Below are 21,170 nucleotides of genomic sequence, written 5' to 3' on the forward strand. Positions count from 1 at the left end.
TCGTCGCAGATAAAGACCGAGGGGCCGGCAATCAATTTGCGTACTTCATGCTGGCTTTTGCCACAGAAGGAGCAATAGAGCAGTTTGCCGTTGTCCTCGCCGTTGCGGGTGTCAGTCATTCGATCGATCCAATCCGGTAGGCTTGCAACACAAGATGAAGGCTATTGCGGGCTTTTTCAAGTCCGCAGGCGGCTGGTTGGCCCAACCACCTACATTTTGGGTCACTTAGGCAGGCATTTGACGTTTGCTGATCACGGAATCGATCAGGCCGTATTCCGCCGCACGGTCCGCGCTCATGAAGTTGTCACGCTCGGTGTCACGCTCGATGGTTTCAAGGCTCTGGCCGGTGTGGTGGGCCAGCAGCGAGTTCAGGCGATGACGAATGTGCAGGATTTCCTTGGCATGGATGTCGATATCCGACGCCTGCCCCTGGAAACCGCCCAATGGCTGGTGAATCATCATGCGCGAGTTCGGCAGGCAGTGACGCTTGCCCTCGGCACCGCCAGCCAGCAGGAAAGCACCCATGCTGCAGGCCTGACCGATACAGATGGTCGATACGTCCGGCTTGATGAACTGCATGGTGTCGTAGATCGACATGCCTGCCGTCACCGAACCGCCCGGCGAGTTGATGTAGAGATGGATATCCTTGTCCGGGTTTTCCGCTTCAAGGAACAGCAGTTGCGCCGCAATAAGGTTGGCCATGTAGTCCTCTACCGGACCAACCATAAAGATCACTCGCTCCTTGAGAAGGCGCGAATAGATGTCATAGGCGCGTTCGCCACGGGCGGACTGCTCGATAACCATCGGGACCAGGCCGCCAGCGGCCTGGATGTCAGAGTTCTGCTGAATATAAGAATTGCGGGACATGTCCTGCATTCACTCCCAAATAGTCGAGTCTTGAATACGCACAAGCCAGCGCGAAGGCTGGCTTGTGGGTGTTTTCGAACGAAAGGAGAAATCAGTCGGCTTTTGGAGCTTCTACCGGCTTGACCGCTTCTTCGTAGGAGACCGATTTGTCGGTCACGCTAGCTTTCTGCAAAACAGTATCTACAACTTGCTCTTCGAGCACAACCGAACGTACTTCGTTCATTTGCTGTTCGTTCTTGTAGTACCAGGCTACAACCTGCTCAGGCTCCTGGTAAGCGGAAGCCATTTCCTGGATCAGGTCGCGAACGCGAGCGTCATCAGGCTTGAGCTCGAACTGCTTGACCACTTCGGCAACGATCAGGCCCAGCTCGACACGACGCTTGGCTTGCTCTTCGAACAGCTCGGCCGGCAGTTGGTCAGGCTTGATGTTGCCGCCGAACTGCTGAACAGCCTGGACGCGCAGACGGTTGACTTCGTTTTCCAGCAGAGCCTTTGGCACTTCGATCGGGTTGGCGGCCAGCAGACCGTCCATGACCTGGTTCTTGACCTTGGACTTGATGGCCTGACGCAGTTCACGCTCCATGTTCTTGCGAACTTCGGTGCGGAAGCCGTCGATGCCGGTTTCCTTGATGCCGAACTGCTTGAAGAACTCTTCGTTCAGCTCAGGCAGTTTTGGCTCGGAAACGCTGTTGACGGTGACGGTGAACTCGGCAGCCTTGCCAGCCAGCTCCAGGTTCTGATAGTCCTCAGGGAAGGTGACGTTCAGAACGCGCTCTTCGCCCGCCTTGGCACCCACCAGACCGTCTTCGAAGCCCGGGATCATGCGGCCGGAACCCAGAACCAGCTGAGTGCCGGTGGCAGAACCGCCAGCGAAGACTTCGCCGTCAACCTTGCCAACGAAATCGATGTTCAGCTGGTCTTCGTTCTGGGCAGCACGATCGGCCACTTCAAAACGGACGTTCTGCTTGCGCAGGATTTCCAGCATGTTGTCCAGATCGCTGTCAGCCACGTCAGCCGACAGGCGCTCGACGGAGATGGACTCGAAACCGGCAACAGTGAACTCTGGGAACACTTCGAAAGTAGCGATGTATTCCAGGTCCTTGCCTTTTTCAAAGGACTTTGGCTCTACGGCAGGTGCGCCAGCCGGGTTCAGCTTCTGCTCGACCACAGCTTCGTAGAAGGTAGCCTGGATCAGATCACCCAGCGCTTCCTGACGCGCACCATCTTCATAACGCTGGCGGATCACGCTCATAGGCACTTTGCCAGGGCGGAAGCCCGGGATCTTGGCTTTACGTGCGGTCTGCTGCAGACGCTTGTTGACTTCAGTCTCGATGCGTTCGGCAGGCACGCCAATGGTCATGCGGCGCTCAAGAGCGGAAGTATTTTCAACAGAAACTTGCATGGATATTCCTCGTTGCACAGACGTTAGCCGGCCGTTTCCGACCCCAGAATCAAGGGCATGCATTCTAGTGGGTCAAACTCAAGAAGTCACCCTACTGAAAAAGGGCAGGTTTAAGAGGATGAAATCGGACTGCCAGCAAGCAAAGACACCAAAGCCTTCGCTTCAATGGCAACGCGTCTGGCACGGGCTATATAAAGGAAGCACGTGCACCGGACCGCTACCGACTCCATCCACGTAGCGCGCCCCGCTCGACCGGCGGCAATACACCAACCAGCCAGCGAGACGATAAAACCAACACGCTGAAACAAAAAAAGCCGCACTAGGCGGCTTTTCTTTAAATGGCAAAATCCAATCAGTTCGCCATTCATATCTTGGTGCGGACGGAGAGACTCGAACTCTCACACCTTGCGGCGCTGGAACCTAAATCCAGTGTGTCTACCAATTCCACCACATCCGCGTTACAAGCTTTTAAAGCAAAGGCGCCAGATTATCAGTAATAAGTCTGGCGCCTTTCCGAATATGGGGTGGACGATGGGGATCGAACCCACGACAACAGGAGTCACAATCCTGTGCTCTACCAACTGAGCTACGCCCACCATATTGCATGTAACTACTACAACTTACCTACCGTGCCAAAGCCGCCTTTAATGGCGCACCCGGCAGGACTCGAACCTGCGACCATCCGCTTAGAAGGCGGATGCTCTATCCAGCTGAGCTACGGGCACTTATATAATCTGCATTCTTTAACGATTACAAATTACAAGGCTTTTAATCACGTCGAGCTTAACTTCAGCTCCACCTGACTTACATCAACCAGCGCCGTCTTGTTTAGCGGTGCGGGGTGCTGCCCGGCAAGTGCGACGAATCTTATAGATGCCCCCATGGGTCGTCAACTCTTTTTTAAAAAAAATTCAGTCAGATAAAGGAGTTAGCTGAATATGCAGACCAAGCGCCTTTGCCCGTGCGTCATGTCATGCGAGAATGCGCGCTCATTTTTTTCCTCTCGATGGTTAATCACGCGTCATGACTGCACAACTTATCGACGGCAAAGCGATCGCCGCCAGCCTGCGCCAGCAGATCGCCAAACGTGTCGCCGAACGTCGCGAGCAAGGCCTGCGTACGCCGGGCCTCGCGGTGATTCTGGTGGGCAGCGACCCCGCTTCCCAGGTTTATGTCTCTCACAAGCGCAAGGACTGCGAGGAAGTCGGCTTCATTTCCCAGGCCTACGACCTGCCCGCCGAGACCACACAGGTTGCGCTGACCGAGCTGATCGATCGCCTCAACGACGACGCCAGTGTCGACGGCATCCTTGTGCAACTGCCATTGCCTGCACATCTGGACGCCTCCCTGCTGCTGGAGCGCATTCGTCCTGACAAGGACGTCGACGGTTTCCACCCTTATAACGTCGGCCGCCTGGCCCAACGCATCCCGCTGCTGCGTCCCTGCACCCCGAAAGGGATCATGACCCTGCTGGAAAGCACCGGTGTCGATCTGTACGGGCTGGATGCTGTCGTCGTAGGTGCCTCCAACATCGTCGGTCGCCCGATGGCCATGGAGTTGTTGCTGGCTGGCTGCACCGTCACCGTGACCCACCGTTTCACCAAGGATCTGGCAGGCCATGTAGCACGCGCCGATCTGGTGGTGGTCGCAGCCGGCAAGCCCGGCCTGGTCAAGGGCGAGTGGATCAAGCCGGGTGCCATCGTCATCGACGTGGGCATCAACCGTCAGGACGATGGCAAGCTGGTCGGTGACGTTGTGTACGAAACCGCCCTGCCCCGCGCTGGCTGGATCACACCAGTACCGGGCGGCGTTGGTCCGATGACTCGCGCCTGCCTGCTGGAAAACACCCTGTATGCGGCAGAAAGCCTGCACGACTGAGTGTTTATCCAATAAAAAACGGCACCTGAAACAGGTGCCGTTTTTATTTGGGTGACGGCTTACTTGCGCGCCGCCTCCCAGCTTTTCAGTAACTCGGAATACGCCACGGTCTCGCCTTTCGGTTTCTCGTTGGCCAGTTTGCGCTGCGGAGCCGCCCAGCCATCCGGGCTCGCCTCGCCTTTCTTGTACCACTCTTCAGCCGTGGTTTCCGGGTTCAGCTTCGGTGCGCAGCCGCTCTTTTCCTGGGCCTTGGAGCGTTCAAGCCGCATCAGAATGGAATCCTGATCCTTGGCCAACCCGTCCAGTGCCTGCTGTGCCGTCTTCTCGCCGGTGACCGCTTCCGCCACATGACTCCACCACAGCTGAGCCAGTTTCGGGTAGTCCGGGACGTTGGTACCAGTCGGCGACCATTGCACCCGTGCCGGGCTGCGGTAGAACTCCACCAGACCACCCAGTTTGGGCGCCAGCTCGGTCATCTCTTTGGAGTTGATGTCCGACTCACGAATCGGCGTCAGACCCACGATGGTTTTCTTCAGGGACACGGTTTTCGAGGTCACGAACTGCGCGTACAGCCAAGCGGCCAACCGTTGCTTTTCAGGTGTCGAGTACAGGAAGGTCCACGACCCCACATCCTGATAGCCCAGTTTCATGCCGTCTTTCCAGTACGGCCCCTTGGGCGAAGGCGCCATGCGCCACTTGGGCGTGCCGTCGGCATTCATCACCGGCAAACCGGGCTTGGTCATGTCGGCGGTAAAAGCGGTGTACCAGAAAATCTGCTGTGCGACGTTGCCCTGGGAAGGCACCGGACCGGACTCCGAGAACGTCATGCCCGCGGCTTCCGGCGGCGCATAAGCCTTGAGCCAGTCGATGTATTTCTGAGTCGCGAACACCGCAGCCGGTCCGTTGGTATCACCGCCACGGGTGATGCTGGAACCCACCGGACGGCAGTTTTCGACCCGAATCCCCCACTCGTCCACCGGCAGACCGTTCGGCAACCCTTTGTCACCGCCCCCGGCCATGGAGAACCAGGCATCCGTAAAGCGCCAGCCCAGAGAAGGGTCTTTCTTGCCGTAGTCCATGTGGCCATAAATGCGCTTGCCGTCGATTTCCTTGACGTCTTCACTGAAGAATTTGGCAATGTCTTCGTAGGCGGACCAGTTGACCGGCACGCCCAGCTCATACCCGTACTTGGCCTTGAACTTCTCTTTCAGGTCGGCACGCTCGAACCAGTCGGCACGGAACCAGTAGAGGTTGGCGAACTGCTGATCAGGCAATTGGTAAACCTTGCCATCCGGCGCAGTCGTGAAGGACAGGCCAATGAAATCCTTCAGATCCAGCGTCGGCGACGTCACCTTCTTGCCTGCATCACTGGCCATCAGCTCCGTCAGCGATTGCGCCTTTCCATAACGGAAATGGGTGCCGATCAGATCCGAATCGTTGACCCAGCCGTCATAGATGTTCTTGTCCGACTGCATCTGGGTCTGGATCTTCTCGATCACGTCCCCTTCCTGCACCAGGTCGTGGGTGAGCTTGATGCCAGTGATTTCGGTAAACGCCCTGGCCAGGGTCTTGGACTCGTACTCATGGGTGGTCAGGGTCTCCGACACCACCTTGATTTCCATCCCGCGAAACGGTTCAGCCGCCTTGATGAACCATTCCAGCTCGGCCATCTGCTGCTCGGGGGTCAGGGTCGAAGGCTTGAATTCGGCGCCGATCCATTTCTTGGCGGCATCCTGATAGGCATCAGCCCACGCCGTCACGCTCAATCCACTGCACGCCAGCATCGAAGCCAGCGCCACGCTATGTCTCAGCTTGTTGTTTTTGTAGAACATAGACACCTCCAGATGATTATTACCCAGGGCACGTTGCCGCCTCCCGGACAGTCCCGGCATAAAACAGTGATTCGGCTACCCCCAACGCATTACGACAAACAACCACACCAGCGATACCAGCGAGGCGATCCAGATGCTCCAGTCCGTCACGCCGATGACCAGCAAATGCAGGTAGGCACTTGCCAGCAATCCAATGAACAGACGGTCGCCACGGCTGGTTTCGATCGGCAGAAAACCGCGACGCTCGACGCAGGGCGAGCTCAGTTCCCACACCGTCATGCCAATCAACAGCACTGCAATGGCCGCGAAGAAGCCTGCCGTCAGTGAAGTCCAGGCCATCCATTCCATATCCCGTCTCCTCAGACCCGGCCCAGGGCAAAGCCCTTGACCACATGATTGCGCACGAACCAGATCACCAGCATGCCTGGCAGAATGGTCAAGACCCCGGCTGCCGCCAGCACTCCCCAGTCGATGCCCGACGCAGAAACCGTGCGGGTCATGACCGCTGCAATGGGCTTGGCGTTGACCGATGTCAGCGTGCGCGCCAGCAACAATTCGACCCAGGAAAACATGAAGCAGAAGAACGCCGTGACACCGATGCCGGAGCCGATCAGCGGCACAAAGATCTTCACGAAGAAGCGTGGAAAGCTATAGCCGTCGATGTAGGCGGTTTCATCGATTTCCTTGGGAACGCCTGACATGAAGCCCTCCAGAATCCATACCGCCAGTGGCACGTTGAACAAACAATGGGCCAGCGCCACAGCGATATGGGTGTCGAACAGGCCGATCGAGGAGTAGAGCTGGAAGAACGGCAGCAGAAATACCGCCGGAGGTGCCATGCGATTGGTCAGCAACCAGAAGAACAGGTGCTTGTCACCCAGAAACCGGTAGCGAGAAAACGCATAGGCCGCCGGCAAGGCCACCGCCAGGGAAATGACCGTATTCAGGCAAACGTAATACAACGAATTGATATAACCGCTGTACCAACTGGGATCGGTGAAGATCACCCGGTAATTGGCCAGCGTGAAGTCTTGGGGCCACAGGGTCAGGCTGCCGAGAATTTCCGTGTTGCTCTTGAACGACATGTTCAGCAACCAGTAGATCGGCACCAGCAGAAACAGGATATAGATCAACAGCGGCACCGCCTTTCGCGCATTCATGACCGATCCTCAGTTCTTGTCGTTATGGGTCATCGCGGTATAGAACAGCCACGACACCAGCAGAATGATCAGGAAGTACACCAGCGAAAACGCCGCCGCCGGCCCCAGGTCGAACTGGCCGATCGCCATTTGCGTCAGGGTCTGGCTCAGGAAAGTCGTGGCATTACCCGGCCCGCCACCGGTGAGGACAAACGGCTCGGTGTAGATCATGAAGCTGTCCATGAAGCGCAACATCACCGCGATCAACAGCACGCTTTTCATCTTCGGCAACTGGATATGCCGGAACACGGCCCAGCTCGACGCCCGATCGATACGCGCCGCCTGGTAGTACACATCCGGAATGGCCCGCAGCCCCGAATAGCACAGCAGCGCGACCAGCGAGGTCCAGTGCCAGACATCCATGACCAGCACCGTCACCCAGGCATCCATGGTGTTGGCCGCATAGTTGTAGCTGATGCCCAGTTGATTGAGGCTCCAGCCCAACAGGCCGATATCGGCGCGACCAAAGATCTGCCAGATGGTGCCGACCACATTCCAGGGGATCAGCAGCGGCAGGGTCATGATGATCAGGCACAGCGATGACCATCGCCCCTTGGTCGGCATGGTCAGGGCGATGGCGATACCCAGCGGAATCTCGATCAGCAGCACGCAGCCCGAATAAATGAACTGCCGTAACAGAGAGTCGTGCAGGCGCGGGTCCTGCAAGACCTGGCGATACCAGTCTGCGCCCACGAAATAGCGGTTGGACTGGTCGAAGATGTCCTGCACCGAGTAATTGACCACCGTCATCATCGGCACGATGGCACTGAACGCCACCAGCAGGAAAACCGGCACCACCAGCCACCAGGCCTTGTTGTTATGGACCTTGTTCATGGCGTCCCCCGCTCCTGACCGGATTCAAGCAAGAAATCGTCGGCGTACAGCATCAACCACTGCCCCGGAAAACTGATCCAGGCCTGGCCCTGAGGCACCGGCTTGTCTTCGGGCAGGCGCACCTTGAGCTTTTGCCCGGCCAGCGACAGGGTCAGGATCTTGTAGGTGCCCAGATCCTCCACATACACCACCTCGGCACACATCGCCTCATCGTAGGGGCCGTCCCAGACATGAATGAACTCGGGGCGAATACCGATCTTCAGACTGGTGAACGGTGTATGAGCGATCAGTTGCTGCAAGGGGCCGGACAACGGCACATGCACGTCCCCGAACACCACGCCGTCGCCCTGCGGCCGGACCTCGATCAGGTTCATGCCCGGACTGCCTATGAAATAACCGACGAAGGTGTGGCGTGGCTTCTCGAACAGCTCCCGGGGCGTGCCGAACTGCACGATCTGGCCGCCGTACATCACCGCGATCTTGTCGGCGAAGGTCGAAGCCTCCAGTTGATCGTGGGTGACGTAGACCATGGTGATATTGAACTGCTCATGGATCTGCTTGAGCTTGCGGCGCAGTTTCCATTTCAGATGAGGGTCGATCACCGTCAGCGGCTCATCGAACAGGATCGCCGAGACGTCATCGCGAACCAGCCCGCGCCCCATGGACACCTTCTGCTTCTCGTCGGCCGTCAGATTGCGTGCCTTCTTTTTCAGCAAAGGCTGCAAATCCAGGACCTCGGCGATTTCCAGCACCTTGGCCTGAACCCGCTTGTCATCCAGCCCCTGATTGCGCAACGGAAAAGCCAGGTTATCGAAGACCGTCATGGTGTCGTAGACCACCGGAAACTGGAAAACCTGAGCGATGTTGCGATGTTCGGGACTCAGTGCGTTGACCTCTCTGGAGTCGAACAGCACCTGCCCCTGGGACGGGCTCAACAGGCCGGAAATGATATTGAGCAACGTGGACTTGCCACACCCGGAAGGCCCCAACAGTGCATAGGCACCGCCCTGCTCCCAGACATGGGTCATTTCCCGGATGGCGTAATCGTCAGGCCCCGGGTTGGCGCTGTAACTGTGGGCCAGGTTCTGCAAACGGATCTCGGCCATCAGGCAACCCTCGCCATGCGCAGACCGGGCGCCTGAATCAGACGCCCCTGCTGATCGAACACAAAGAGCTTGTGGGTCGGGATATACACCCGGATCGCCGCATCCACGTCATAGCCATGCACGCCCGGCAAGTGCAGGACCAGTGCAAACAGCTCGTTGCGCACATGCAGAAAGGTCTCGGAACCGCTGATTTCCGCCAGCTCGACCGTGACGGCCAGCTCCAGATCGTCATCATTGGAGGGCACAAGGCTCAGATGACTGGGCCGCACACCGAAGCGGTATTCACCGTCACCGATCTTGCGCAGGTCCGCATTGAGAGGGAAATGCACGAAATTGGCGAAACTGACTTCGTTACCCTCGATACGACCGGGCATCAGGTTGATGGGGGGCTCGGAGAACAGCTCGGCCGCCAGCACCGTGCCTGGTCGCTGATAGACCTCGGCAGCCTTGCCACTCTGGATCACACGACCTTCGTGGAGAATGGTGGTCGTACCGCCCAGCGCCAGGGCTTCGTTGGGTTCGGTGGTGGCATAAATGGCGATGGTGTGGCGCGCCGCGAACAGCTCGCGCATTTCCTGGCGCAGCTCTTCGCGCAATTTGTAATCGAGGTTGACCAGCGGCTCATCGAACAGAATCAGCTCGGCATCCTTGACCAGCGCCCTGGCCATGGCGGTGCGCTGCTGCTGCCCGCCGGACAGCTCCAGAGGATAGCGCTGGAGAAATCTTTCGATACGAAGCATCTTCGCAGTATCCAGCACCCGGCTCTGGATCACCTCTCTGGAGGCCCCCGCCTGACGCAATGGCGAAGCGATATTCTCGAACACCGTCATGCTCGGGTAATTGATGAACTGCTGATAGACCATCGATACATTGCGCTGGCGCACGGGGCGCTGCGTGACATCGACACCGTTCATCAGAATCCGTCCGCTGTCGGGCTTGTCCAGCCCGGCCATCAGGCGCATCAGGCTGGTCTTGCCGGACAGGGTCCGGCCCAACAGGACATTGAAGGATCCAGGCTCAAAACTCAGGGAGGCGTCGTCGACCCAGACCTGACCATCGACTGCACGACTGACGTGTTCCAGCGTAAGTGACATGGCGTGCCCTTTTTATTTTTTCTTCTCGGGATGCTGCTCGGCAGGTGCACAGAGCGACATTCGTGCCAGATCAACCTTCCGCTTCGAGAATGCCGGGCCAGAGCCTCTGACTTTTATGACGCTGCCAGACACTCTTCACAGGTGAACAAAAATGAACAGAAAACGCTGAACACTTGAACAGGTTGAACATTGACTTTGAACAGTTCTGAACGACACTGGATGAACGCTTCGGGCACGGATGCTCCCTGCAAGACCTGACACAAAAACAACAAGACAGCAGGGTCCATGCTCATGGCCACCTCCAGCTCATCGCTCGCTCACGACCTCATCATTCAGGACTCATGGACACGTTGCCGGGACTTCGGGCTCAGCCATCAGACGCGACCATCGTTCGACGTATTGCCGGACACGCAGATTTCACAGCTGCTCGAACGCCATCACTCCCTCGTACAGACCACCCATCAGGAGGTGCTGCCGTTCTATGAAAATATCCTGAGCAACTCCAATTGCCTGATCCTGCTGGCCGACAACCACGGTCAATTGCTCACCTCATGGGGCTCCCAGCGTTTTGCCAACGCGGCGCAGACTCAGGGCTTCATGGCCGGAGCCAACTGGAATGAACGCGGCGCGGGCACCAATGCCATCGGCACGGCACTGGTCTGCGAACAGGCGGTGCATATCGAGCCCGACGAACACTTCCTCAAGGCCAATCGTTTCATGACAGGCTCGGCCTCACCGATTTTCGATGCAGATCGACGCATGATCGCCATACTGGATGTCTCCAGCGACAGCTTCCTGCCACCCTCCCACACGCTGGGCATGGTGAAAATGATGAGCCAGTCGGTGGAAAACCGGCTGATTCTCGACCAGTTCCGCGACACTCACTTCCAGTTGACCTTCAATACCGGCCTGACCAATCTGGACAGCCAGTGGGCAGGCCTGCTGATTTTCGATGAAAGCGGCAGGATTCTGTGCGCCAATCGGCGGGCCGATAACCTGTTGGGGACGAGTCTGTCAGGGGTCAACATTGAAGACCTGTTCAAATGCCCGATCCTGCAACTGCTCAGCGAGCCCGAAGCCCGTCCCTTTGCGCTGCATGCCGTCGGCAATAACCGTTTCCAGTGCCTGCTCAAGCGCCCGCGACGCAAACCGGTCCACCTACAGGCCATTCCATCCAGCCCGCCTCCCCCTTCCCGCCCGGCACTGGATCTCCACGCCATCGACCTGGGCGATGCAAAAGTCGAAAAGGCGGTACGACAGGCGCAACGGCTGCTGGAAAAGGACATTCCGCTGTTGATTCACGGTGAAACCGGCGTCGGCAAGGAAGTCTTCGTCAAGGCCCTGCACCAGGCCAGTTCCCGCTCCAGCCAGCCCTTGATGGCCGTCAATTGCGCAGCCATCCCGGCCGAACTGGTGGAGTCGGAACTGTTCGGCTACAACAGGGGCGCGTTCACCGGAGCCCATCAGAAAGGCAGTATCGGGCTTATACGCAAGGCCGATAAAGGCACGCTGTTTCTCGACGAAATCGGTGATATGCCCCTGCCCGTACAGGCGCGTCTGCTGCGGGTATTGCAGGAACGCTGCGTTCAGCCCCTGGGTAGCAGCGAGCTGCATCCTGTGGACATCCGCCTGATTTCAGCCACCAATCACAGCCTGCGCGAGCGGGTACAGACAGGGCATTTTCGTCAGGACCTGTATTACCGGATCAGCGGGCTGAATATCGAACTGCCTCCCTTACGCGAGCGCACCGATAAACAGACGCTGATTCAAAGGATCTGGGAACGGCACCGCGAACCTCATCAACAGGCCGGATTTTCCAGAGAGGTGCTTGAACTGTTCGAGCATCACCCATGGCCGGGCAATATTCGTCAACTCAACAACGTGATTCAGGTCGCACTGGCACTGGCCGATGAGCAGACGATCATGCTGGAACACCTGCCGGAAGATTTCTTTCTGGATGCGCAGATCGATGAGAAGAGAGAGAAGCCCGTGACGCCGCGGCTGATAAAGGGAAGTTTTCCGTCTACCGATAACCTGAACCACCTGTTGCAGGAGGCTGGAGGCAATATTTCATTGCTGGCCAAACGGTTGGGGGTGTCCCGCAACACGCTTTACAAGCGGTTGCGGGAACAGGAGCTTCGCGGATAAATCCGCTCCTACGGCAGGAGCGAATTCATTCGCGAAGGCGTCAGCCAATCAATCCGCCAGACGCCAGGTCGTACCGCCCTTGCCATCTTCCAGCACCACGCCCATGGCGGTGAGCTGGTCGCGGATGCGATCGGATTCAGCCCAGTTCTTGGCGCTGCGAGCATCCAGACGCGCCTGGATCAAGGCTTCGACCTCGGCCGCATCGACACGCCCTTCAGCGCCGGCACGCAGGAAATCCTCCGCTTCGAGCTGCAACACGCCCAGCACGCTGGCCAGTTGCTTCAAGCGTGCCGCCAGACCGGCTGCCGCCGCCTGATCGCTGTCACGCAGACGGTTGATCTCACGCACCATATCGAACAGCACCGCACAGGCCTCTGGCGTGCCGAAGTCATCGTTCATGGCTGTCGTGAAACGCTCGACGAACGCCTCGCCACCCGAAGGCTCCGCCACTGGCAGGCCCTTGAGCGCATGGTAGAAACGCTCCAGCGCACTCTTGGACTCTTTCAGGCTGTCTTCGGAGTAGTTGATCGCGCTGCGGTAGTGGCTGGACACCAGCAGGTAACGCACCACTTCCGGATGATATTTTTCCAGCACGTCGCGAATGGTGAAGAAGTTGTTCAAGGACTTGGACATCTTCTCGCCATTGATGCGAATCATGCCGCAGTGCATCCAGGCATTGGCGTAGGTCTTGCCGGTAGCGGCCTCGCTCTGGGCGATTTCGTTTTCATGGTGCGGGAACTCGAGGTCGCTGCCGCCGCCATGAATGTCGAACGTCTCACCCAGGCAGCAGGTGGACATCACCGAGCATTCGATATGCCAGCCGGGACGTCCCGGCCCCCATGGCGACTCCCAGCTCGGCTCGCCGGGCTTGACGCCCTTCCAGAGCACGAAATCCAGCGGGTCGTCCTTGGCCTCTTCCACTTCGATGCGGGCACCGATGCGCAGGTCTTCGATTTTCTTGCGCGACAGCTTGCCGTAGCCCAGGAACTTGCCGACGCGGTAATACACGTCGCCGTTACCCGGTGCGTAGGCGTACCCCTTGTCGATCAGGGTCTGGATCATGGTGTGCATGCCCGCGATATGATCGGTGGCACGCGGCTCCATGTCCGGCTTGAGGATGTTCAGACGCGCTTCGTCCTCGTGCATGGCATCGATCATGCGCGCGGTCAGCGCGTCGAACGATTCGCCGTTTTCACGGGCACGATTGATGATCTTGTCATCGATATCGGTGATGTTGCGCACGTAAGTCAGGTCATAGCCGCTGAACCGCAGCCAGCGGGTCACCAGATCGAACGCCACCATGCTGCGCCCGTGGCCCAGGTGACAGAAGTCGTACACGGTCATGCCGCAGACGTACATCCGTACCTTGTTGCCATCCAGCGGCTTGAAGACTTCTTTGCTCTTCGTGAGCGTGTTGTAGATTGAAAGCACTTGGCTAACCTCAGCTCCAGGAATCCCGCAATGTCACTGTGCGGTTGAATACCGGACGACCTGGCTTCGAGTCCTTGATGTCCGCGCAGAAATAACCTTCGCGCTCGAACTGGAAACGGTCTTCCGGCTGCGCTTGCCCCAATGAAGGTTCAGCACGACAACCCGTCAGTACTTGCAGGGAATCGGGATTGATGTTTTCCAGGAAGGTGGCGCCGTCTTCAGCCTTGTCAGGCGTGGCAGAACGGAACAGACGATCGTACAGGCGCACTTCGCACTCGACGCTCTCGGCCGCCGGAACCCAGTGGATCACGCCCTTGACCTTGCGGCCTTCGGGGTTCTTGCCCAGGGTGTCAGGGTCGTAGGAGCAGCGCAGTTCGACGATATTGCCCTCGGCATCCTTGATGGCCTCGTCGGCACGGATCACATAGCTGCCGCGCAGACGGACCTCACCGGCTGGCTCCAGGCGCTTGTAGCCTTTTGGCGGCTCTTCCATGTAGTCGTCGCGATCGATGTAGATCTCGCGAGCGAACGGCAGTTCGCGAACGCCCAGGTCTTCCTTCGGATGACGCGGCAGTTCGAGCTTCTCGACCTGGCCTTCCGGGTAGTTGGTGATCACGACCTTCAACGGGCGCAGCACGCACATGGCACGCGGTGCGTTGCGGTCCAGGTCGTCACGAATGCTGAATTCCAGCATCGCGAAGTCCACCACGCCATCGGAACGGTTGGTGCCGACCATTTCACAGAAATTGCGGATCGAAGCCGGGGTGTAACCACGACGGCGGAAGCCCGACAGCGTCGACATGCGCGGGTCATCCCAGCCACTGACGTGCTTCTCGTCGACCAGTTGCTTGAGTTTGCGCTTGCTGGTGACGGTGTAGCTCAGGTTCAGGCGCGAGAATTCGTACTGACGCGGCTTGCTCGGCACCGACAGGTTGTCCAGGAACCAGTCGTACAACGGGCGATGGCCTTCGAATTCCAGGGTGCAGATCGAGTGGGTAATCCCCTCGATGGCATCGGACTGACCGTGGGTGAAGTCATAGTTGGGGTAGATGCACCACTTGTCGCCGGTCTGGTGGTGGTGGGCATGACGAATGCGATACAGGATCGGGTCGCGCATGTTCATGTTCGGCGAGGCCATGTCGATTTTGGCGCGCAGTACACGGGCACCGTCCTCGAACTCACCGGCCTTCATGCGGGCGAACAGGTCCAGGTTTTCCTCGACGCTGCGCTCACGGAACGGGCTGTTCTTGCCCGGCTCGGTCAGGCTGCCACGGTACTCGCGGGCCTGCTCGGGAGTCAGGTCGTCGACATAGGCCTTGCCCGACTTGATCAGCTCGACCGCCCAGTCGTGCAACTGGTCGAAATACTGCGAGGCGTAACGCACTTCGCCCGCCCACTCGAAGCCCAGCCACTTGACGTCGCTCATGATGGCGTCGATGTATTCCTGGTCTTCCTTGGCCGGGTTGGTGTCGTCGAAACGCAGGTGCGTCGAACCACCGAACTCGTTGGCCAGGCCAAAGTTCACGCAGATCGACTTGGCATGACCGATGTGCAGATAGCCGTTGGGCTCCGGCGGAAAGCGGGTCACGATTTGGGTGTGCTTGCCTGAATCCAGGTCTGCCTGCACGATCGGACGCAGGAAATTGGTAGGGACGACAGGGCCTGCCTTTGAATTCGCAGCGGGTTCTGGAGTGGGCTTGCTCATAGGATCCTTGGACATACAAGTGCGCGGCCAGGGTAGGCCGACTAAATCAAAGCGCTTATCATAGCCGAAGCTGTCAATCCCCTGACAACAGTGTGCGCATTAGAGGGGTATAAAAGCAGCAAAATACCTGAAATATGTAACCTCCCCTGTAAACTGCGCGTCAGGGAGATACTGCGCCCATTCATGAATGCCAAAAGAGCGACTTTCGATATGTCCAAAGTAAAACTGACTACCAACCACGGCGACATCGTTCTGCAACTGAACGCCGAGAAGGCTCCGATCACCGCTGCCAACTTCATCGAATACGTCAAGGCCGGCCACTACAGCAACACCATTTTCCACCGTGTCATCGGTAATTTCATGATCCAGGGCGGCGGTTTCGAGCCTGGCATGAAAGAAAAGAAAGACAAGCGCCCAAGCATCCAGAACGAAGCCAACAACGGCCTGCAGAACAAGAAGTACAGCATTGCCATGGCTCGCACCATGGAGCCGCATTCGGCTTCCGCGCAGTTCTTCATCAACGTGGCCGACAACAGCTTCCTGAACCACAGCGCACCGACCGTTCAAGGCTGGGGCTATGCCGTGTTCGGTGAAGTGATCGAAGGCTCCGAAGTCGTCGACAAGATCAAGGGCGTTGCGACCACCAGCAAAGCCGGCCACCAGGACGTGCCGACCACAGACGTCATCATCGAGAAAGCAGAGATCGTTGAGTGATACTGCTGATCTCCGACCTGCATCTTGAGGAAAAACGTCCGGACATTACCCGGGCGTTTCTGGATCTACTCTCTGGCCGGGCACGCCAGGCCAAGGCGCTGTATATCCTCGGGGATTTCTTCGAGGTCTGGATCGGTGACGACGCCATGTCGCCGTTCCAGAGCTCGATCTGCCAGGCCCTGCGCGAACTGAGCGACAGCGGCACCCAGGTTTTCCTGATGCACGGCAACCGCGACTTCATGATCGGCAAAGCCTTCTGCAAGGCGGCCGGCTGCACCCTGTTGAGCGATCCGAGCGTCGTGCCGCTCAATGGCGAGCCGGTGCTGTTGATGCACGGTGACAGCCTGTGTACACGCGATGAAGGCTATATCCGCATGCGCCGCTACCTGCGCAACCCGCTGACCTTGTGGGTCCTGCGGCACCTCCCTCTGAATACCCGGCACAAGCTGGCCCGCAAGCTGCGCAACGAAAGCCGTGCGCAGACCCGCATGAAGGCCAATGACATCGTGGATGTCACTCCCGAATTCATTCCTCAGGTGATGGCGCAATATGGCGTCCGCACCCTGATTCACGGGCATACCCATCGCCCGGCCATCCATAAACTGCAGATCGGCGACCAGACCGCACAGCGCATCGTGCTGGGCGACTGGGACCGTCAGGGCTGGGCCTTGCAGGTGGATGAACAAGGCTTTTCGCTCAATGCGTTCGATTTTCCGCCTGAGCAGATGGTTTTGTTGAACTGATTCGCTTGCGGGGCACAACAGGGCTCTGTAGGAGCGAATTCATTCGCGATGACCTTCGCGAATGAATTCGCTCCTACAGCATTAATGCCCGCCCGGCCCGGCCTTGGCAGCAAACGGGGGCCTGGCAAACCACACCAGCAGGATCAACCCCGCAAACACCCAGCCCAGCATGTAGAAATAGTCCACCGTGGACATCATGTAGGCCTGACTGTTGAGCGTCTGCTCCAGTTGCGCATAAGCCTGAGGGCTTGCGCCGCCCAGACTGTTCAGCGCATCGCGGGTGGCCGGTTCAAAGGTGCTGATGTTCTCGCTCAGGTAGGCATGGTGCTGATCGGCGCGACGAATCCAGATCCAGGTGGTGAGAGACGCCGCAAAGCTGCCGCCCAATGTCCTGAGGAACGTCGCCAGACCCGAGCCATCGGCAATCTGGTGGGGCGGCAGGTCCGACAGCAGAATGCTCAGGGTCGGCATGAAGAACAGCGCCACACCAATCCCCATGAACATCTGCACCAGCGCCACATGCTCGAAATCCACTTCATTGGTGAATCGCGCACGCATGAAGCAGCTCAAGCCCATGGCCAGAAAGGCCAGGCCCGCCAACAGACGAAGGTCGAAGCGATGGGCGTACTTGCCGACAAAAGGCGACAGCAGCACCGGCAGGATACCGATGGGCGCCACTGCCAGCCCGGCCCAGGTCGCGGTGTACCCCATCTGGGTCTGCAACCATTGCGGTAACAGCAGGTTGATCCCGAAGAACGCCGAATAGCCGCCGATCAGCACCAGCGTGCCGATCCGGAAGTTGCGATGGGCGAACAGGCGCAAGTTGACGATGGGATGCCTGTCCGTCATCTCCCAGATCACGAACACTGACAGCGCGACAAGAGAAATCAGCGAGCCGATCACAATGAAGTTCGACTCGAACCAGTCCATGTCGTTGCCCTTGTCCAGAACGACCTGCAAGGCCCCCACACCAATGATCAAGGTCAGCAGCCCGACATAATCCATCGGCTGACGACTGGTACTCACCGGACGCCTGGCCATCTGCGAACGCACCACCCAGGCCGCAAACAGGCCAATCGGCACGTTGATGAAGAAAATCCACGGCCAGCTGTAACTGTCGGTGATCCAGCCCCCCAGAATCGGCCCGGCAATCGGCGCGACCACCGTGACCATGGCCAGCAGTGCCAATGCCATCCCCCTCTTGGCAGGAGGGTACACCGCGATCAGCAGGGTCTGGGTCATGGGATAAAGCGGCCCGGCCACTACGCCTTGCAAGACCCGAAAGCCGACCAGTTCCGGCATCGACTGGGAAATCCCGCACAGGAACGACGCCAGCACGAACAGCAGGGTCGCCCACAGGAACAACTTGACCTCTCCGAAGCGGCGGCTGAGCCAGCCGGTCAGTGGCAAGGCAATCGCGTTGCTCACCGCAAAGGAGGTGATGACCCACGTCCCCTGCTCCGAACTCACGCCCAGATTCCCGGAAATGGTCGGCAAGGCGACGTTGGCAATGGTGGTATCGAGTACCTGCATGAAGGTCGCCAGCGACAGGCCGATGGTGCACATCAGCAGACTGGGCGGCGTAAACGAGGCTGGAGCGTTGTTGCTCATCGCAAATCCCTGGACACGAAAGCGGTACCCCGGCCGGAAGGTCGGGGCTTGCGGATTGGCGGATCAGCGCTGGGCAGTCGCCTTGCTGCCGGCGGCACTGTTGTCATGGATCAGACGGGCGATCATGGCGTCGGCATCGGCCAGTTGCTCCGCGTAGACCGTGGTGCTGAAAGTCGCCTTCTTCGGCGGTTGCTGGGCCAGCACGGGGCCGCTCTGGTCATGCAGGTCCACATCGACCATGGTCGACAGGCCGATCCGCAGGGGATTCTTCGCCAGCTCTTCAGGGTTGATATGAATCCGTACCGGCACACGCTGAACGATCTTGATCCAGTTACCGGTCGCGTTCTGGGCGGGCAGCAACGCAAAGGCACTGCCGGTGCCAGCACCCAGACTGTCGATGGTGCCGCTGTATTTCACATGGCTGCCGTACAGGTCAGAGGTGATTTCGACCGGCTGGCCAATACGCATCTTGCCCAGCTGGGTTTCCTTGAAGTTGGCGTCGATCCACAGCTGATTCAGAGGGATGACGGCCATGGTCGCGGTGCCCGGCTGGATTCGCTGACCCAGTTGCACGGTGCGCTTGGCCACATAGCCGGTGACGGGAGAAACCACGGTGGTACGGGCATCGGCCAGATACGCCTGACGCAATTGCGCGGCGGCCGCCTTCACATCCGGATGCGAGGACACGACTGTGTCGTCCACCAGCGCAACACTGCTGGCCAGTTGCTGCTGGAGATTGAGCAATGCGTTTTGCGCACTGGTCAGGTCGTCCTTGGCATGAGACAGCTCCTCCTTGGAGATCGCCCCGGTCACGGCCAGAGTCCGGCGACGGGCATAGTTGTCCTGAGCCTTCTGCACTTCGGCACGCTGCGCGGCCAACTGAGCCTTCATGCCATCGACATTGCTGTAGAGCCCGCGCACCTGGCGCACCACCTTGGCCAGATTGGCCTCGGCGCTTTGCAGGCTGACTTCGGCATCGCTGGGGTCGAACTTGATCAGCACCTGGCCCTCACGCACCAGATCCCCGTCATCGGCTCCGATGCTGATGACGGTGCCGGTGGTCAGAGGCGTGATCTCGACGACATTGCCATTGACGTAGGCATCGTCGGTACTTTCACTCCAGCGACCGTAGAACTCATGCCAGGCCCAGACCGCCGCGCCGCCAAGCAGGACGACAAAGGCAACCACCAGCAACATGAATCGGCGCTTGCCGGGGTTTGTATCCTGCGATGAACCGGCAGATGTTTTTTCAGTAGCGGCAGTGGCCATGAGTATTACCTTGTAGTCGGTGAAGCAGTCATTGCGGGAGATCGAAACGTGATCCGACGATGCCGGTCACAGCCATTCACTTCATGCCTGTGGACTTGAAGCTCAGGCGAGTGAGGGTGATGTGGTCGTCGGCGGCCACCAGCACCTTGGTCAGAATTCGCTGCAGGGTTTCGACTTCTTCCTTGTCCAGCGCAGCAAAGGTGTCGTTCATCGCATCGGCGCCGATCTGCGGCAACAGATCCGAAAGTTTGCGCCCCTGCTCGCTCAAGGCCACGTGCACCTGACGCCGATCGGCTTCCGAACGGGTGCGCACGATCAGGTCCTTTTGCTCAAGGCGATCGAGCATGCGTGTCATGGAGCCGCTGTCCAGCGACAGGTGCCGACACAATTCGACCGGCGTATCGAGCGAGAACTGGGCAATGATGATCAGCACCTTGAACTGCGAGAAGGTGACGTCATAAGGCAGCAGGTACTTGTCCAGCATGCGGTCCTTGAGAGCATTGGTGCGACCGACCAGTAACCCCATCAGGCTGGAATCGAAATTCTCGGGCGTAAAATGTTTCAAGAACTCACCATAAAAGCTGCTTAGGCAGTAATGTGGCGATATTACTGCCTAAGCAGTTAATGTCAAAATATTTATTAGCCGGCTAACGAATACCCACAAAAAAACGACCGGTGGTCAGGCGGTCGTTTTCAGGGAAGCCGGAACGCTCAAGCCTCGATGGGCACACCACTGTGGAAGCGGAACTCTTCATCGGGGCTTTCGATCAGTTCACGCTCGGCCAGACGAATTTCTTCGATCTTGGCATCGACATCGGCCTTGTCGCCGTAGGTGTAGGCCAGCTTCAGGTAATCCTGGAAATGCCGGGCTTCGGACTTCAACAGGCCGGAGTAGAACTTGGCGAGTTCTTCATCCAGATGCGGCACCAATGCAGCGAAACGCTCACAGGAACGGGCCTCGACGATTGCCCCGACAATCAGGGCATCGGTCAGCCGATAGGGGTTATGGTTGCGCACCAGCTTGCGCAATGAACCGGCATAGCGCGCCGAACTCACGTTCGCCATCGGGATTTCGCGCTTGCGGATGATGCTCAGCACCTGCTCGAAATGCCGCAGCTCCTCACGGGCCAGTCGCGACATCTTGCTCAACAGGTCGAACTTGTCGTTGTACTGAAACATGAACTGAAACGCCGCCCCGGCCGCTTTCTTCTCGTTGTTCGCATGATCGATCAACAGAATGTCCAGATTGCGCAAGGCGGCCTGAACCCAACTGTCGGGCGTGCGGCACAGCAGGAAGGCTTCGATTTCGGGGATCGGGTACATAAGCTCACGGATAG

The 21,170-nt window shown here is 58.5% G+C and carries 17 protein-coding genes, 3 tRNA genes and 3 pseudogenes; 5 read left to right on the forward strand and 18 right to left on the reverse strand.

Translation table 11 applies throughout. The features are described from left to right. The 6 genes from ACIPY9_RS23130 to ACIPY9_RS23155 all read right to left on the reverse strand — a co-directional run. On the reverse strand, positions 1 to 119 hold a 119-nt coding region (locus ACIPY9_RS23130; protein ID WP_400707236.1), incomplete at its 3' end, for a ClpX C4-type zinc finger protein. Between the two features lie 106 nt (positions 120 to 225). Further along, on the reverse strand, positions 226 to 867 hold the full coding sequence (gene clpP, locus ACIPY9_RS23135; protein WP_122315766.1) for an ATP-dependent Clp endopeptidase proteolytic subunit ClpP: 642 nt from the start codon (positions 865 to 867) through the stop codon (positions 226 to 228). A 91-nt stretch (positions 868 to 958) separates the two neighbouring features. Next, positions 959 to 2,269, reverse strand: a complete 1,311-nt coding sequence (gene tig / locus ACIPY9_RS23140; protein WP_400707108.1) for a trigger factor — start codon at positions 2,267 to 2,269, stop codon at positions 959 to 961. A 372-nt stretch (positions 2,270 to 2,641) separates the two neighbouring features. Continuing rightward, positions 2,642 to 2,726, reverse strand: a tRNA-Leu gene (locus ACIPY9_RS23145). 63 nt (positions 2,727 to 2,789) lie between these two features. Then, a tRNA-His gene (locus ACIPY9_RS23150) sits at positions 2,790 to 2,865 on the reverse strand. 52 nt (positions 2,866 to 2,917) lie between these two features. Next, positions 2,918 to 2,994: transfer RNA gene (locus ACIPY9_RS23155), tRNA-Arg, on the reverse strand. Between the two features lie 298 nt (positions 2,995 to 3,292). Between ACIPY9_RS23155 and folD the strand changes: the two genes are divergently transcribed. Next, on the forward strand, positions 3,293 to 4,147 hold the full coding sequence (folD, locus tag ACIPY9_RS23160; RefSeq protein ID WP_400707111.1) for a bifunctional methylenetetrahydrofolate dehydrogenase/methenyltetrahydrofolate cyclohydrolase FolD: 855 nt from the start codon (positions 3,293 to 3,295) through the stop codon (positions 4,145 to 4,147). Positions 4,148 to 4,206: 59 nt separating this feature from the next. On the opposite strand, the gene ACIPY9_RS23165 is transcribed toward folD, so the two are convergent. The 6 genes from ACIPY9_RS23165 to ACIPY9_RS23190 form a co-directional block, all read right to left on the reverse strand. Further along, entirely contained in the window at positions 4,207 to 5,979 is a 1,773-nt protein-coding gene (locus tag ACIPY9_RS23165) for a carbohydrate ABC transporter substrate-binding protein (RefSeq protein ID WP_400707114.1), read from the reverse strand. Positions 5,980 to 6,054: 75 nt separating this feature from the next. Then, a complete protein-coding gene (locus ACIPY9_RS23170) occupies positions 6,055 to 6,327 on the reverse strand; it encodes a DUF2160 domain-containing protein (RefSeq protein WP_400707117.1) in 273 nt (90 codons plus the stop codon). An 11-nt stretch (positions 6,328 to 6,338) separates the two neighbouring features. Next, a complete protein-coding gene (locus tag ACIPY9_RS23175) occupies positions 6,339 to 7,139 on the reverse strand; it encodes a carbohydrate ABC transporter permease (RefSeq protein WP_400707120.1) in 801 nt (266 codons plus the stop codon). A gap of 9 nt (positions 7,140 to 7,148) precedes the next feature. Then, entirely contained in the window at positions 7,149 to 8,012 is an 864-nt protein-coding gene (locus ACIPY9_RS23180; RefSeq protein ID WP_400707123.1) for a carbohydrate ABC transporter permease, read from the reverse strand. Continuing rightward, positions 8,009 to 9,118, reverse strand: coding sequence for an ABC transporter ATP-binding protein (locus ACIPY9_RS23185; RefSeq protein WP_400707126.1), 1,110 nt, complete (start codon positions 9,116 to 9,118; stop codon positions 8,009 to 8,011). The genes ACIPY9_RS23180 and ACIPY9_RS23185 overlap by 4 nt, the downstream gene beginning before the upstream one ends. Beyond that, positions 9,118 to 10,212 carry an ABC transporter ATP-binding protein gene (locus ACIPY9_RS23190; protein WP_400707129.1) on the reverse strand — a complete coding sequence of 365 codons (1,095 nt, stop codon included), beginning with the start codon at positions 10,210 to 10,212 and terminating at the stop codon, positions 9,118 to 9,120. Before ACIPY9_RS23190 ends, ACIPY9_RS23185 begins: the two co-directional genes overlap by 1 nt. A gap of 291 nt (positions 10,213 to 10,503) precedes the next feature. Here ACIPY9_RS23190 and ACIPY9_RS23195 point away from each other — a divergent pair. Next, positions 10,504 to 12,187, forward strand: a pseudogene (locus ACIPY9_RS23195) (sigma-54-dependent Fis family transcriptional regulator); the annotation flags it as partial. Between the two features lie 65 nt (positions 12,188 to 12,252). Beyond that, positions 12,253 to 12,360 (forward strand): annotated as a pseudogene (locus ACIPY9_RS23200) (helix-turn-helix domain-containing protein); the annotation flags it as partial. Positions 12,361 to 12,408: 48 nt separating this feature from the next. On the opposite strand, the gene cysS reads toward ACIPY9_RS23200, so the two are convergent. Both cysS and ACIPY9_RS23210 read right to left on the reverse strand, forming a co-directional pair. Then, positions 12,409 to 13,791, reverse strand: a complete 1,383-nt coding sequence (gene cysS, locus ACIPY9_RS23205; protein ID WP_400707132.1) for a cysteine--tRNA ligase — start codon at positions 13,789 to 13,791, stop codon at positions 12,409 to 12,411. A gap of 10 nt (positions 13,792 to 13,801) precedes the next feature. Then, positions 13,802 to 15,496 carry a glutamine--tRNA ligase/YqeY domain fusion protein gene (locus ACIPY9_RS23210; RefSeq protein WP_400707135.1) on the reverse strand — a complete coding sequence of 565 codons (1,695 nt, stop codon included), beginning with the start codon at positions 15,494 to 15,496 and terminating at the stop codon, positions 13,802 to 13,804. A gap of 210 nt (positions 15,497 to 15,706) precedes the next feature. Here ACIPY9_RS23210 and ACIPY9_RS23215 point away from each other — a divergent pair, with 210 nt between their 5' ends. Together ACIPY9_RS23215 and lpxH are read left to right on the forward strand one after the other, a co-directional pair. Continuing rightward, positions 15,707 to 16,210: a peptidylprolyl isomerase gene (locus tag ACIPY9_RS23215; protein WP_400707138.1), complete on the forward strand. Its 504-nt coding sequence runs from the start codon at positions 15,707 to 15,709 to the stop codon at positions 16,208 to 16,210. After that, the gene (gene lpxH, locus ACIPY9_RS23220; RefSeq protein WP_400707141.1) at positions 16,207 to 16,953 is read left to right on the forward strand and encodes a UDP-2,3-diacylglucosamine diphosphatase; all 747 of its coding nucleotides are present in this window, start codon (positions 16,207 to 16,209) and stop codon (positions 16,951 to 16,953) included. The genes ACIPY9_RS23215 and lpxH overlap by 4 nt, the downstream gene beginning before the upstream one ends. A gap of 81 nt (positions 16,954 to 17,034) precedes the next feature. Here lpxH and ACIPY9_RS23225 read toward each other — a convergent pair. The 4 genes and pseudogenes from ACIPY9_RS23225 to ACIPY9_RS23240 all read right to left on the reverse strand — a co-directional run. Continuing rightward, positions 17,035 to 18,585, reverse strand: a pseudogene (locus ACIPY9_RS23225) (DHA2 family efflux MFS transporter permease subunit); the annotation flags it as partial. A 42-nt stretch (positions 18,586 to 18,627) separates the two neighbouring features. After that, a complete protein-coding gene (locus tag ACIPY9_RS23230; RefSeq protein WP_400707144.1) occupies positions 18,628 to 19,833 on the reverse strand; it encodes an HlyD family efflux transporter periplasmic adaptor subunit in 1,206 nt (401 codons plus the stop codon). A 76-nt stretch (positions 19,834 to 19,909) separates the two neighbouring features. Continuing rightward, positions 19,910 to 20,398, reverse strand: a complete 489-nt coding sequence (locus tag ACIPY9_RS23235; protein WP_400707146.1) for a MarR family winged helix-turn-helix transcriptional regulator — start codon at positions 20,396 to 20,398, stop codon at positions 19,910 to 19,912. Positions 20,399 to 20,544: 146 nt separating this feature from the next. Next, positions 20,545 to 21,156: a tRNA-(ms[2]io[6]A)-hydroxylase gene (locus ACIPY9_RS23240; RefSeq protein ID WP_400707149.1), complete on the reverse strand. Its 612-nt coding sequence runs from the start codon at positions 21,154 to 21,156 to the stop codon at positions 20,545 to 20,547. Positions 21,157 to 21,170 lie beyond the last annotated feature (14 nt).

The organism is Pseudomonas sp. NPDC089734 (assembly GCF_044748865.1).
In the GTDB taxonomy this organism is placed as follows: domain Bacteria; phylum Pseudomonadota; class Gammaproteobacteria; order Pseudomonadales; family Pseudomonadaceae; genus Aquipseudomonas.